Source organism: Sphingomonas prati (assembly GCF_014643515.1).
In the GTDB taxonomy this organism is placed as follows: domain Bacteria; phylum Pseudomonadota; class Alphaproteobacteria; order Sphingomonadales; family Sphingomonadaceae; genus Sphingomonas_R; species Sphingomonas_R prati.
In genome coordinates, this window is the sequence record NZ_BMJP01000003.1 from 342,029 (window position 1) to 356,789 (window position 14,761).

The following is a 14,761-nucleotide window of genomic DNA, read 5'->3' on the forward strand; positions in this document are numbered from 1 at the left end:
GGGATTGCGACGGACGACAAGCGGGCAAACCGCGCGAGACGGAGAGGTGAACGGCATGGCAGAGGCGACAGGTCCGTCACCCGCATCGGCGCGTCCGCGTGGCAACGTCCGCTGGGTCATTTGCGCGCTGCTCTTCTTCGCCACCACGATCAACTATATCGACCGGCAGGTCATCGGCATCCTGAAGCCGCTGCTGCAAACCGAACTCGGCTGGACCGAGGTCGACTACAGCATGATCGTGTTCTGGTTCCAGGCGGCCTACGGCATCGGCCTGCTCGCCAGCGGGCCGATCATCGACCGGGTCGGATCGAAGCTCGGCTATGCCGCCGCGATCACGCTGTGGAGCGTCGCCGCCGTCGCGCACGCGCTGGCGCGCAGTCCGATGGGGTTCGCCACCGCCCGGTTCGCGCTGGGCCTGGGTGAGGCAGGCAATTTCCCCGCCGCGATCAAATCGGTCGCCGAATGGTTTCCGAAGAAGGAACGCGCGCTGGCCGCCGGTATCCTCAACGCCGGCGCCAATGTCGGCGCGATCGCCACGCCGATCATCGTGCCGATCCTAGCCATCAATTATGGCTGGCAGGCGGCGTTCATCGGCACCGGTCTGCTCGGCTTCGTCTGGCTGGTCGCCTGGCTGCTGCTCTACCGTGCGCCCGAACGGCATCCGCACGTCACCGCCGACGAGCTCGCCTATATCCGCGCGGACCAGGACAATGACGCCGGCGCCGCGCCGATCCGGTGGGGCGCGCTGTTCCGCTATCGCGCGACCTGGGCGTTCGTCGCGGGCAAGTTCCTGACCGACCCGGTCTGGTACCTGTTCCTGTTCTGGCTGCCCGATTTCTTCGCCAAGCGTCACGGGCTCGACCTGAAGAGCTTCGGCCCGCCGCTGATCGCGGTCTATCTGCTCGCCGACGTCGGCAGCATCGGCGGCGGCTGGCTGTCCTCCGCACTGATCAAGCGCGGCTACAGCGTGAATGCCGGCCGCAAACTCGCGCTGCTCGCGTCCGCCATCCTCGTCACGCCGATCATCTTCGCCAGCAGCGTGTCGAGCCTGACCGCCGCGGTCGCGATCATCGGCCTCGCCGCCGCCGCGCACCAGGGCTGGTCGACCAATCTCTACACGATGGTGTCGGACACGTTTCCCAAAAGCTCAGTCGCCTCCGTCATGGGCATCGGCAGCGCGGCCGGTGCGGTCGGCGGCATGATCATGTCGCGCTATGTCGGTCAGGTGCTGGAGACGGTCGGCAGCTACGTCCCGATCTTCCTCTGGGCCGGCAGCGCCTACGGCGTGGCGCTCGTCATCATCCACCTGCTCGTCCCGCGGCTCGACACCCCCGTCGTGCCCGCCGTCGCCAATCGGGCCGAATAGAATGCCCACTCATTCCGGAGACCACCGCATGTCCGCCGACCTGAAGGACGCGATCTCGCGTCGTACCCTGATGAACGGCGCCGGCTGGGGCACCGCGATCGCCGCCCTGCCCGCGATCGCCGCCGCCGCGTCGAAGCGCATCGCCGCGCCCGACCGCCGGACCGCCTTCCCGCTGATCGCGGACGGCGTGCCCGCCACGGTCCTGATCGACGCCACCGCCGACAGCGCGGTGCGCCATGTCGCGACCGATTTCGCCAAGGACCTCGAACGGGTCAGCGGCAAGCCCGCACGCATGATCGACGGCGCGGCGGGCGACCTGCGCGGGCCCGTCGTGATCATCGGCGTGCTGGGGCAGAGCCCGACGATCGACCGGCTGGCCGCCACGGGCAAGATCGCCGCCACGGATCTCCGCGGCGAATGGGAGGCGTTCCGCCAGATCGTGGTCGACGATCCGATGCCGGGCGTGGCGCGCGCGCTGGTGATCGTCGGGTCGGACCGCCGCGGCGCGGTGTTCGGCACCTACGACGTGTCCGAACGGATCGGCGTCTCACCCTGGCACTGGTTCGCCGACGTCCCCGTGCCGAGGCAGCGCGACGTCCTGATCCCGCCCGGATCGCGGCGCGACCAGCCCAAGGTGCGCTATCGCGGCTTCTTCATCAACGACGAGGATCCGTGCCTCAGCGGCTGGGCGAAAAAGGCGTTCGGCGGCGTCAATTCCGGCATGTACGCGCATGTCTTCGAACTGCTGCTGCGGATGAAGGGCAATTATCTGTGGCCCGCAATGTGGGGCAAGGCGTTCGCCGACGACGATCCCAAGAGCATGGTGCTGGCCGATGCGATGGGCGTCGTGATGGGCAATTCGCACCATGAACCGATGCTCCGCGCGCAGGCCGAATGGCATCGCCACACGGACGGCGGCGTCACAGGCGGCGCGTGGGATTATGAGAAGAACGGCGACAATCTGCGCAAGTTCTGGCGCGGCGGGATGGAACGGATGATGGCCAAGGGTGGCGGTCGCCGTTATGAATCGGTCGTCACCGTGGGCATGCGCGGCGACGGGGACGAGGCCATGGCGGAGGGGACCGCGACCGGCCTGCTCGAACGCGTCGTGACCGACCAGCGCAAGATCATCGCCGACGTCACGGGCAAGCCCGCCGCCGCCACGCCGCAGGTCTGGGCACTCTACAAGGAAGTGCAGGATTACTACGATCACGGCATGAAGGTGCCGGACGACGTCACCCTGCTGTTTTCCGACGATAACTGGGGGCAGATCCGCCGCCTGCCCGATCCCGCCGCCGCCCCGCGCGCCGGCGGCTACGGTATCTATTACCACTTCGATTATGTCGGCGGGCCGCGCAACTACAAGTGGCTCAACACCAACCAGATCGAAAAGACCTGGCAGCAGATGGACCTGGCGTACCAGCGCGGGGCGCGCGCGATCTGGATCGCCAATGTCGGCGATATCAAGCCGATGGAATATCCGCTCGGCTTTTTCCTGGCGCAGGCCTGGAACCCGGAGGCGATGACGCCCGCCGCGCTCGCCGCCTATCCGCGGGACTGGGCCGCCGCCACGTTCGGCCCGGAACAGGCCGATGCGATCGGCGAGATGGTCACCGCCTACAGCCGCTACGTCGCGCGGCGGAAACCGGAGCTGATCGACGAGACCAGTTTCCCGCTGGGCGGCGTCACGCCCGCCGGGCTCGACGGCGGCGAATTCGGCACGATGATCGCGGAATGGGATGCGCTCGACGCCCGCGTCGCGTCGGTCCGCGCCCGGCTCCGCCCCGACCAGCACGACGCCTATTACCAGCTGGTTGAGTTCCCGGTCTCCGCGGTCGGCAACCTCTACCGGATGTATTACGCCACGGCCTGGAACCGGCTGCTCGCCGGCACGAACGATCCGCGCGCCAACTATTTCGCGGACCAGGTGGAAGCCACGTTCGCGCGCGATGCGGCGCTGACCCGCAGCTACCACGCGCTGAACGGCGGCAAGTGGGACGGCATGATGGCGCAGGTCCATATGAGCTACGTCATCTGGAACGACCCGACCGCGCAGACCATGCCGAGCATCGTCCGGATCGCCGGCGACACGCCCGTTTCGGAACGCAGCCGCCAGCCCAAGTTCGTGGCACCCCGCCCTACCGACGACGGCATCGTCGCGGTGGAGGCCCCCGCGTTCAGCCGTGCCCGCGACGGCAAGGGCCTGCGCTGGGCCACGCTTCCCAATCTCGGCCGCACCGCGGGTGCGGTCGTCGCGCTGCCGCAGGGCCGCCCGGCGACTGCCATGACCGACGGCGTCTGCCTGGAATATGACATGACGGTCCGAAAGGCGGGTCCCGCGACGCTCACCCTCACCCTCGCCCCCACGCTCGACACGATCGGCCATGCGGGCGGGCGGATCGGCGTGTCGATCGACGGCGGTCCGGTGCAACCGCTGGTCGCCGCGCCGGAAGTGACCGGCGGCAGCACCGACACACCGGGCAAGAAGCGCTGGGCGACCGCGGTCTGCGACAATGCGGTGCGACTATCGGCCAACCTCGGCCAGGTCACGGCCGGGCGTCACACGGTGAAGGTCTGGCGGCTGGACGACAATATGGTCCTGCAGAAGCTCGTGCTCAGCACGGTGCCCGTCCCGCCCTCCTATCTGGGGCCGCCGCCGAAACGGGCCTGAACCAAACGTTGCGGGACCAGTTAGGCTCGCACCACCTGCCACGGTCCGTCCGCCGCGTTGGGTCCGGCGCGCGCCACGATGGCAGGCGGCCCGAAATAGGACGCGACCGGGGCATCCCGCGACACCGCGAGCGTCTGGATCACCATCGTGGGATCGATCATGCCGATGGTCAGCACGTGGCGTCCGGGCCGGTCCGCCTTGACCGTGAACCGCATCGTGCGGCCATTGTCCTTCGTGTTCGCGGCATGCTTGTCGCCCAGGAAATCCTGCGACGCCGCGTCCGCCGGCGTGAAAACCGTGGCGATCTCCGCCGGCCCGGCGTCCAGCCACATCGCGACGCTCAGGTTGCGGCCCGGCAGGACCTGCAACGTCGGCCCGGTGACCAGGTCGACATGATACGTCCCCGCCTCGGCCAGATAGACCAGATATTCCAGCCGCGGTGCTGCCTTCGGATCGGCATGGGACGCCGCATCGACCGGAAAGATCGACATCGCCGCCCCCACCCGTCCGAAATCCGGGATCGCCTCCCACCGCACGCCACCCACCGGCACCGCGCGCGAGAACCCCGTCACCGGCACCGCGAACGGCCCCGCCAGCCCGCCATACGCCCCGCGCGCATCGCGTTCCTGTGCGGGAGTCGCGCGGATCGCCGTCACCTTCACGCGCACCGTCTGCTCGCCCTTGACCGTCACGGACGCTTCCGACCGGCCGACAGGCGCCTTCGCCCAGTCGACATCGATCCAGTAGCGCCGATCACGCGGCGACACGCCGAACGCCTTGCCCTCGCGGATGATGAGCCACGGCTTGTCCGCGGTGACCGTCACGGCCAGCGGCACATCCGCCCCGCGCGGAAACACCTCGAAATAGGTCGGCATCCGCGTGATGCTGTCGAGCGTCGGCAGTTCGGGCGGCAGGTAATAGCCCGGCCACGACCGCCGGTTGCCGTCCACCGCCACGCCGAACCCCGTCACGTCGGCGGAGTCCACCTCGCTCACCGGCGGCATGATGTCCGCTTCGGGCGGGTACCAGTCGAAATAGCCGATATGGGTCTGGTCCATCATGTGGTTCCATTTCCCGCCGGCCATGACGTGGTTGTACGTATCGCTCAGCTCGCGATCGTAACGGAACCGGCGGCGCACCTCGTTCGCCTCGACGGCCGTGCTGGCGCGCGCCTGTTCCGCGAACAGCGCGTTGCGCCCCGCCGCGACGTACATCGACGTCAGGTTGGCGCATGCCCGCACCGGATACAGCACGAGCTGGTAGAAGGCATCGCGCTGGTCGGCGCGCAATGCCGCATTCACCGCATCGGCGCGGCGGACCAGATCGTCCCACGCCGCACACATCCGCTCCGCCTCGCGGTAGTTGACCAGGCTGAACGTGTCGGGCCGGATCTGCTCGGGTTTGCGCAACGCGTTATACTTGCCGTAGCGCGCCGCGAGATATGCGATCTCGTCGGCATGCGCCGCACCGAACTGCCGCTCCGCCCAGTCGCGGGTCCAGCCGGCGATCTTGTCCTTGCCCACATCGGCAGGGTTCCACGCCATTGCCAGGAAGAACTCGATCGGCAGCTCCAGCGGCTTCAGGTCACCGACATTGGCGATCCAGATCTCGTTCGCGCCGTACTGGTTCGCCAGGTTCATCTGTTCCCAGATCTTGGGCAGCGGATTCGAATTGATCCACTGGTACGCGAACGGCCCGCCGTGCATGTCCATGTGGAAATAGATGCCGAACCCGCCCTTCCGCCCGCGCTCGGCCGGCGTCGGCAGGCGCCGCAAATTGCCGACATTGTCGTCCGCGAACATCAGCGTCACGTCGTCGGGCAGCTTCAGCCCAGCGTCGTAATATTTGTAGACCTCGGTAAACAGCACCCAGACCTGCGGCACCTGTTCGGCGGGTTTCGCCATCCCCTGCGCGATGATCGCACGCTGGTCCGCGATGATCGATTCGAGCAGTTTCACGTCGGATTGCAGGCTGCCCGTGCTTTCCAGCGCCACGTCGCCGTCGCCGCGCATGCCGATCGTCACCACGACCTCGTTCGCCCGGTTGCGCGTGATCCCTTCGCCGAAGAACTTGCGCACCGCGGGCTTGTTCGTGGCGTAATTCCACGCGCCGTTGCCATACTCGGCGCGGTTGTCGGTCCATTCCTTGTGCGCGCGCATCATCGGTTCGTGATGCGACGTGCCCATCACGATGCCGTAATCCTCGGCCATCGGCGCGTTGGCGGGATCGTCGATGGCGAACGCATTGTTCCACATCGCCGGCCACAGATAGTTGGCCCGCAGCCGCAGCAGCAGCTCGAACAGCCGGCCGTAGAACTTCGCGTTCATCCCGCCGAACTTCTCGGTGGTCCAGCCCGACAGGCACGGCGCCTCGTCGTTCAGGAAGATGCCGCGATACTTCACCGCGGGCGACCCCTGGACATAGCGACCATGCGCCACGCGCAGATGCGCCTGCCGCACGACGGGCACGTCGGCCCACCAGTACCAGGGCGATACGCCGATCATGCGCGACAGGTCATAGGCGCCGTAGATCGCACCGCGCCGGTCGCTGCCCGCGATCACCAGCGCCTCGCGCACGCCGGGCAACGGGTTGGCGATCGTCTGCACGACGAACGCCTCCCACTTCCCCGTCACGCCCGTGACGTCCAGCTTGCCCGTCGCGATCATCCGGTCGATCAGCGGGCTGTGGCCGATCGTGCCGACGACGATCATCCGGTCGGGCAAGGCCGCGCGGTCGCCGATGATCCGCGCCGCGGTGCCGGTCACCCGCCCGATGTCGGCGGCCAGATCCGCCGCCGCACGCCGCACGCCGGAAATGTCGGCCGCATCGACGAATAGCGGCACGACGCCGCCGCCGTCCGGCGTGAGGACGAAGCCCGGCTTGCGTCGGTCGAACCGCACCGCGGCGGCCAGCGGCGATGCCATCAGGCCTGCCGCCACCGCACCGCCCATCATGCCGCGTCGTGTGATCGTCATGTCGCCTCCCAGCCGTTCGATCGAAGTTGTACTGCCTGAACGTCGCATTCCCACACCGGAATGAGCGTCTCCCGCTCCGCAGTCCGCGAGGCGATGATCGCGTTGGCGGTTCAGGGCTGTATCGACGTTCGGGTTGGCGCCGGGGCGTTCGTCCGGCGCGTGCGAGGTGAAGAAGGTCGCCCCGGTATCGGCATCACCACATTAGAACTGACCGAAGCGCGCCTCGTCTTCGAAGGCGAAGCGGCAGCCCCGGCCGCCATCACCATCACCGATCAGGAACTGGCCGAACTGAAATTGCTCGTCGAGGCGATCGGTCGAGAATAGCTGAAAGCCAGAGAGACCGAGAATGCCGACCGCGCGTTCCACCGCACGATCGCGCGCGCGACGCAGAACGCTGCGATCGAAATCACGATCGACCAATATTGGCGACTGCGCGAAACCTCCCCCCAATGCGCACTCCTGCACGGCCGGGCCCGCAGCGCGAAGGTGCCCGGTCGTCGAGGAACATCGCCTCATTCTGGCGGCGCTCCAAGGGTGCCGCGTTCGGCGATGCGCTCGCATCTCTCGGCGGTCACGAGTCACCTGCTCTACGCGACGGAAGAACGGGCGGGCGAACCCATGCGAGGGTCTGCCGCCGATATGCGCGCACGCTACGAGGCGGCCGTCACCGCCTTAGCGCGTGCCCTCCCCAATGCACCGTTGCGGCAGCGTCAGCCGCGCGCGCCGACCATCGCGATTCGGGGGCGATGGCCAGAACGAATTTGCCGGAGAGCATCATGCTAAGAATCGTCGGCGCCGCGTCATAATCACCTGTCCGGGCCGCACCGTAACGATGACCACGATCGCCGCGGTCTGCCGTCGCGCCGCTGTCAATCGACCGTAACCAGACTGCCATGCGACAAATCTGCAACATAAGTGCGTGTCATCATACCGAGGCCTATTTTTCGGTTTGAAACCGCCTCGGAAACATGTCCATTATGACATGTCCAATACAGCCGGATGGCACGGTCAAACGTTTGCCGGGTAAATCGGGGGTAAGGTTCAACACGTCGAAGAATCGGCGGCTGAACGGCGGACTTGGAGAAAGAGGGTATCTGAAAGCGCCTTAATCAATTGGGGGCTCTTGATGATCAGATCTATGACTTCGTCCATCGCGTTGGCGTTCTCGCTCGCGTCGGGGTCCGCAGCCTTTGCGGCCGATACGGAGGCAGCCGCGGCGACGGCATTGATTACGACCCAGGCCGCAGCGTCGCAGGACACCTCCGCTTCCTCCGGCACGGCAGCGTCCCAGGATCCGGCCAGTGAAATTGTCGTGCTGGGCACCCGCAGAACCGATCGCACGCTGGCCAACTCGCCCTCGCCGGTCGACGTGATCAGCGCAGCGGACTTCGCCGTGCAACCCGCCGCCAACATGATCGACCAGCTGAAGAACATCGTCCCGTCCTTCTTCGCGGGCCAGAATTCGATCTCGGACGCCTCGACCTTCGTGCGCTCCCCCTCGCTGCGCGGCCTCGCGGGCGATCAGGTCCTCGTGATGCTGAACGGCAAACGCTACAACCGCTCCGCGCTGGTCCAGGTCTATGGCGGCAGCGACACCGGCCTCGGCCGCGGTGCGCAGGGCCCCGACATCTCGGCCATCCCGTCGCTCGCGATCGGCAGCCTGCAGGTCCTGCGCGAAGGCGCCACCGCACAATATGGTTCCGATGCGATCGCCGGCGTGCTGAACTACGGCCTGCGTGAGGATCAGGGAATCGAGATCGTCGGCCGCACCGGCCAATATTATGACGGCGACGGCGAAAGCTACCAGATCGCCGCAAATGCGGGGCTGAAGGGCGAGTGGGGTTTCGTCAACGTCACCGGCGAATATGTCGACGAAGGGCAGACCAGCCGCGGCCAGACCCGCCCCTCGGCCGCCAATTTCGCGACGAACTTCCCCGCGCTCGCCTCGCAACTGCCCAACTACCCCGGCCCGGTGCAGATCTGGGGCAACTCGCCCTCGCACGGGTTCAAGACGGTCTTCAACTCGGCGCTCAACGTCACCGACGACAGCAAGCTCTACTTCTTCGCCAACTATGCGCAGAACAAGGGCAACCAGAGCTTCAACTACCGCCCGTCCGTGTCCAGCACTGCGGTCGATACGGCCGGCGTGGTCCGCAATCAGGGTGCGAACGCTGCGTTCAACAACACCTTCTTCCTGACGCCCTGCCCCGCCGGCAACGCCACCTGCCCGACCGGCGGCTTCGTGCGTGACGGCAACACGTTCCGCTTCTCGGAACTCTATCCGGCTGGCTTCACGCCGCGCTTCGTCGGCAAGACGCAGCAGATGTACGGTGTGCTCGGCTACAAGGGCACGTCCGGCAAGTTCAGCTACGATCTGTCCGGCACGCTCGCCCGCAACAAGCTGTCGCTGTCGATGTACAGTTCGGCCAACTTCTCCTTCGGCCCGCAGACGCAGACCGCGTTCGACTTCGGCGATCTGATCCAGGAGGAAGTGAACGCCAACGCCGACTTCACCTATGCGGCCGACGTCGGCCTCGCCGCCCCGCTGACCATCTCGTTCGGTGGTGAATTCCGCGAGGAAACCTACGAACAGACCGCGGGCGACGAGCAGTCCTACGCCGCCGGCCCCTATGCGGTCGCGCAACAGCTCTACACGCAGACCGCACCTGGTGTGTACACCCCCTCCGGCAGCACCGCGGCGCAGGGGGTGGGTGCCAGCGGCTATGCCGGCACCAGCCCGCAGACCGCGGGCAAATTCAGCCAACGGGCTTATGCCGCTTATGTCGGTCTCGAAACCGATATCACGGAGGCGTTCACGGTCGGCGCGGCTGGCCGCTACGAACATTACAACACGTTCGGCGACGCTTGGGTCGGCAAGGTGAACGCGCTCTACAAGCTGACCGACATGTTCTCGATCCGCGGCAGCTTCGGCACCGGCTTCCACGCACCGTCGCCGGGCCAGTCGAACGTCTCGATCGTCACGACCTCGTTCAACAACGGCATCGCGTTCCAGAGCGGCACCTACCCCACCAACACCGCGGTCGCGCAATATTATGGCGCGTCGAACCTCACCCCCGAAAAATCGAGGAACTACGGTGTGGGCTTCATCCTCGAACCGGTCCGCAACATGACGATCACGGTCGACGGATATCAGATCGACCTGCGCAACCGGATCGGCCTGACCTCGCCGTTCATCGTCACCGCGGCGGATCTGACCGCACAGCCCGCCTTGTTGCCGGTCGGCATCGGCGGACAGGTCCAGTATTTTACCAACGGGTTCAAGACCCGCACGCGCGGCGTCGATTTCGTCGGCACTTGGCGCGCGACGCTCAGCCGCGCGCTGGTCAACGTGTCGCTCGCCTACAACTACAACGATACCAAGGTCGTCGACTATAACGACCGCATCATCAGCATCGCGCAGCTGATTGATGCCGAAAACCTGGCCCCCAAGCACCGCGTCGTCTTCAACGCTAACTGGTCGCTCGACAATGTGAACCTCAACATCCGCGAGAACTACTACAGCTCGTTCACCAGCGCGCAGGACTATGGGCAAACGAACGGAGTCCCGAACCAGGTTTTCGGTGGCAAGTTCACGACCGACCTCGAACTCGGCTACAATTTCGGTGAGCACTTCACGCTGGCGATCGGCGCGCAGAACGTCCTCGACGAGCGCCCCGACAAGCTGAAGGCGACGAACACGGTGCAGATCTATCCGATCACCGGCGGCACGTCGGACGGGCAGGTCTATCCCCGCGCCGGCGGACCGTTCGGGTTCAACGGTGGCTTCTACTACACGCGCCTGCGCGTGAAATATTGACGGCCGGTGGCGGTGCGGACAGTCTGCACCGCCACATCCGACAGGGCATGCCTTGACCGACTTCACCCACCGCATCGCGACGATCAACGACCTCGATCGTCTGCATACCCTCATTCGTCGGGCGATCGACCGGCTCCAGTCCGGCTTCCTCGACCCCGATCAGGTCCGGGCGAGCCACCGCGTCATGGGTCTCGACACGCAGCTGCTCCACGACGGCACCTACTTCATGCTGTTCGATGGCGACGCGCTCGTCGGCTGCGGGGGGTGGAGTTACCGCAAGACCCTGTTCGGCGGGGACACCAGCCTCGTCGCGCGCGAACCGGAGACCCTCGACCCCGCAACCGATCCCGCCCGCATCCGGGCGATGTACACCGACCCTGACCATGCCCGCCGCGGCATCGGCCGCGCGATCCTCGACCTCTGCGAACATGCCGCGCGGTCGCACGGTTTCCGTGACGCTGAAATGATGGCAACGCTCGCGGGCGAACCGCTCTACCACGCCTGCGGTTATCGACGGCTTTGCGACCCGATCGCCGTGCCGTCCGATGGGACGATCGTCCCGCTGGTCAGGATGGGCAAGGCCTTGTCGCGCGCGGAATGAGCCCGGGGGAGGCGTCGCGTCCGCGCATGCGGCCCGCTTCAACAGGGTGCGGGACCCTGCCGCCATCTTGCCCTGCAAACCCTCAGCACTGTCGATGAACAGGTGTTCGAACTAGCTGCCTTTGCAGCCGCGACACGGTCGACGCTCAGGACGCTCCGGCGCGTGTGCGAACGGACGCGATCCCGCTTTCGTGCCGCCGTTCGCTACGAACGGTCTCCCACAACGCGACATCTTCGCGATAGAGTCGGCGGATCCGCTCGCGCTGGACATCGGACACCGTCATCCCCGAAGCCCGGCTGACATTAAGTCGCGGAAACGGCGCGACCTTGCGATCAGCGAACAACGCATGGAGCCGGCCCAGATCATCGATCGGCACCAGATGTTCGACCGCAAGTCGCCCGGCGGCGTCCGCGAGATACCAGCGTTGCGGACGGAAGATGTGATCGACATCGAACGGGTCGCGGTAGCGTTCGAGATGATCGAGCGCCGCGTCGATCGATTGGAACGCCTGATACGTCGCCCGGAACGGTTCGGAAACCCACCGGCACGGCGTGCCCCCGTTCGTTGCATAGCGGAACGCCGAGACGAACCGCTCGACCGGTTCGCGAACGACCGCCACGGTGGCGGCCGACGCGACGAAACCGGGCGCCACGCGCTCGTAGTAGCGCATTGTGTCGTGCGTGATAGCGTGACCGTACAGCGCCATGCTGAGCGAGGTTCCCGCATTCTTGGGCACATGAATGAACAACACACCGCTCGACCGGATACTGGCCAGCCGATCGCGGCGCTTGGCGCTGAGCGGTACGGGAAGCCCCGCTGCTATCAGCCGCTCGGGAATGTCACCGGTCAGCTTCACCCCGAACATGCGGGCCAGATGGCGACGCCATCGATAACTCTTGGGGGCGTTGAGCTGTTCTGTGTGCATGAATAGATCATGCGGCTTCAACTTTGCTGGGGAATTTCGGAACATGTCCGGCGTGTGACCAGCATCACGCTATGTACCGACGGATTGAAAGACACCTGCACCCGCTCATCGGAGCGTAGGTGGCCATACTGGAAGACGATCATCTGACCATAGACTTACGGCACGAGCTGGCCCCGACCCGAAGGCTATCCTCTATCGTCGGCTGAAAATACGCATCTTTCCGTCATTTCTTCACATCTCGGTCCCATCCCTTGATATCGATCAACAGGTTATTGCCTGACTGTTTCCATGATTATCATAACGAAATAAATTGAGACATATTCGGTTTATTCGATACCCATAATATTGCCCCAGACGTAACTCGTGAGGAACAAGCCGCCGTCGAAGCAAAATGTAGAATGTCGAGTTTCAGCGCCGCAGCAATTGCGTCGAGCGGGTTCGACGCAAACCGTAGTGATCACTGGATCAACGGCGCGGTCTAGATGGGCACCTTAAGGTGTCCGCACCACGCGCTGCACAGGAGCACGCGGAATGCCGTGCACAGCCTCCGCCCACCGGCATCTGCCGCGGCAGTCAAACGACCAAAGATGGGAAACCCGTCTGCGCTAGCTGCAACGGAATGCCCGCGATGCACCATCGTAACGTTCTAGCGATAGAGGCGTCGAAATCGTTCCTGACAACAATCGTTATCATTTATCAATGTGCTACGTTATTGACGCGACGCAATAGGTTTGAGGACGTCCTCCGGGTACAGATTTTACATGCCCAATGCTTTCATACGTAAGTTGCAGAGCTTCGGTTCTCTCGTTGAAAATGATATCTCCGCGCTTCAGGGATTGACGGCCAACGCGCGCAATGTGCCGGCGCGCTCTGACCTGATCCGGGAGGGCGACCGCCCGGGGCCCATGTTCGTCGTCCTCGACGGCTGGGCGCAGCGATACAAGATTCTGCCCAACGGGACGCGGCAGATCGTCGCGTTCCTGCTGCCCGGTGACGCGTGCGACCTGCATGTCGGCACGCTGGCGGAGATGGATCACAGCATACAGACCGTGAAAGCCGCACGGGTTGCGACGATCGGTAGCGGCATCATGGAACGGGTGATGGATCATCATCCCAATATTCAGCGGGCAATGTATCGTGCCCAGCTGACCGACGAAGGGACCCTGCGTGCCTGGATCGTGAGCATGGGACGACGATCCAGCATAGAACGCGTCGCGCATCTGATGTGCGAACTCTACCTGCGGGCCAGCCGGATCGGGCTTGTCCATGGCGAAGGTTTTGAATTGCCGCTGTCCCAGATTGCGCTGGCGGACGCGCTGGGCATGACACCTGTGCACGTCAACCGCGTGCTGAAGGACCTGCGAACGACGAATGCGATGGAGGTACGGCGCGGGACGATGATCATCGCCAATCCTGTCGCCCTGGCGCAGATCGCCGGGTTCGACGAAAATTACCTGCATCGCAGGATGCGGCAGGCGAACTGAACCTGCGGTCGCGGGGTCCGATGCGACCCGCACCAGCTCGTCGCCGAAGACGCTCTCCTGTGCGGCCTCGCTCTGGAACGGGGTCAGCCTGCGCGGGCGTCGATCGGCCACGCGATCCGGCAGACAATCCCGTCCGGTCGCAACACGAAACTCGTTTCTGCGCCGATCTGGTACGGCAATCCGTCCTCGATAAACTCCCGTCCGAAACCCTTGTGTAGCGGCTCTTCGGACAGTCCCATGACGCCGCTTTCCGACCATGTCAGGTCCAGTCTCTGTCCGGACATGACCCAACGGATTTTCAGCTTGGCTCCGTCCGTGGCAAGCGCCCCGAACTTCAATGCGTTTGTCACAAGCTCGTGGATCGCCAGCCCGAAAGGCTGCGCCTGTTCCAGGGGCAGATTGACGGCCGGCCCCGCGATCGTGATTCCCGGCGCGGACCCGAAGTCGAACTGCTGGAGTTCGTCGCGGAGAAGTTGCTCAAGGTCGACATCACCGCGCGAACCCAGCGATCGTGGCAGTTGGTACCGAAGCAGGACGCTCAGGCGGCCACAGAAATGGCGCTCGACTTCCTCCAGGTTTTCCGCCGTCGCGATCGTGGTTTCGAACACCGCGCGCACCAACGCGGCGGTGTTGCGAACACGGTGCTGCAACTCGCTCAGAACCTGCGCGTGATGCCGGGCGGTCTCCGCGTCGCGCAGGTCCCGTGCGGCGATCTCTTCCCGCAACGCCGTCAGCGCGGCCCGAATATTGCCCGGTTTCGTACCGGGATCCTGCGGAAGACAGGTCGGGATCGTATTGAAAGAGGGGTCATTCGTCATTGGCGGTTGAAACCGGCGCATGTCATGTTCCAGCGTGTCGCAGAAGGTGCCGAACAGGGCACCTGGAAAGCGGGATAAGCCCCCCGTCTGAGCGTAAGCGAAGG

General features: G+C 65.2%; 10 protein-coding genes. 6 read left to right on the top strand and 4 right to left on the bottom strand.

The genetic code is table 11. The features are described 5' to 3' along the window. Positions 1 to 55: 55 nt before the first annotated feature. Together IEX50_RS12055 and IEX50_RS12060 are read left to right on the top strand one after the other, a co-directional pair. Complete coding sequence (locus IEX50_RS12055; protein ID WP_157176140.1) at positions 56 to 1,366, top strand: MFS transporter; 1,311 nt, start codon at positions 56 to 58, stop codon at positions 1,364 to 1,366. A gap of 28 nt (positions 1,367 to 1,394) precedes the next feature. After that, complete coding sequence (locus IEX50_RS12060) at positions 1,395 to 4,037, top strand: glycosyl hydrolase 115 family protein (RefSeq protein WP_157176141.1); 2,643 nt, start codon at positions 1,395 to 1,397, stop codon at positions 4,035 to 4,037. Between the two features lie 20 nt (positions 4,038 to 4,057). Here IEX50_RS12060 and IEX50_RS12065 read toward each other — a convergent pair whose 3' ends face one another. Further along, positions 4,058 to 7,012: a glycosyl hydrolase 115 family protein gene (locus IEX50_RS12065; protein WP_229673952.1), complete on the bottom strand. Its 2,955-nt coding sequence runs from the start codon at positions 7,010 to 7,012 to the stop codon at positions 4,058 to 4,060. Between the two features lie 93 nt (positions 7,013 to 7,105). Here IEX50_RS12065 and IEX50_RS12070 point away from each other — a divergent pair, with 93 nt between their 5' ends. After that, positions 7,106 to 7,336, top strand: coding sequence for a hypothetical protein (locus tag IEX50_RS12070; protein ID WP_157176142.1), 231 nt, complete (start codon positions 7,106 to 7,108; stop codon positions 7,334 to 7,336). 717 nt (positions 7,337 to 8,053) lie between these two features. On the opposite strand, the gene IEX50_RS17470 is transcribed toward IEX50_RS12070, so the two are convergent. Then, on the bottom strand, positions 8,054 to 8,446 hold the full coding sequence (locus IEX50_RS17470; RefSeq protein ID WP_229673969.1) for a hypothetical protein: 393 nt from the start codon (positions 8,444 to 8,446) through the stop codon (positions 8,054 to 8,056). On the opposite strand from IEX50_RS17470, the gene IEX50_RS12075 reads away from it, so the two are divergent. Together IEX50_RS12075 and IEX50_RS12080 are read left to right on the top strand one after the other, a co-directional pair. After that, complete coding sequence (locus IEX50_RS12075) at positions 8,328 to 10,829, top strand: TonB-dependent receptor plug domain-containing protein (RefSeq protein WP_229673965.1); 2,502 nt, start codon at positions 8,328 to 8,330, stop codon at positions 10,827 to 10,829. The two genes, IEX50_RS17470 and IEX50_RS12075, sit on opposite strands and share 119 nt — an antisense overlap. 52 nt (positions 10,830 to 10,881) lie before the next feature. Next, positions 10,882 to 11,430, top strand: a complete 549-nt coding sequence (locus tag IEX50_RS12080) for a GNAT family N-acetyltransferase (protein WP_157176144.1) — start codon at positions 10,882 to 10,884, stop codon at positions 11,428 to 11,430. Between the two features lie 145 nt (positions 11,431 to 11,575). Here the strand turns inward: IEX50_RS12080 and IEX50_RS12085 are convergent, their stop codons facing one another. Continuing rightward, positions 11,576 to 12,355: a sulfotransferase family protein gene (locus IEX50_RS12085; RefSeq protein ID WP_157176145.1), complete on the bottom strand. Its 780-nt coding sequence runs from the start codon at positions 12,353 to 12,355 to the stop codon at positions 11,576 to 11,578. Positions 12,356 to 13,116: 761 nt separating this feature from the next. Here IEX50_RS12085 and IEX50_RS12090 point away from each other — a divergent pair. Beyond that, a complete protein-coding gene (locus tag IEX50_RS12090) occupies positions 13,117 to 13,839 on the top strand; it encodes a Crp/Fnr family transcriptional regulator (RefSeq protein WP_157176146.1) in 723 nt (240 codons plus the stop codon). Positions 13,840 to 13,922: 83 nt separating this feature from the next. On the opposite strand, the gene IEX50_RS12095 is transcribed toward IEX50_RS12090, so the two are convergent. Further along, entirely contained in the window at positions 13,923 to 14,678 is a 756-nt protein-coding gene (locus IEX50_RS12095) for a sensor histidine kinase (RefSeq protein ID WP_157176147.1), read from the bottom strand. Between the last annotated feature and the right edge of the window lie 83 nt (positions 14,679 to 14,761).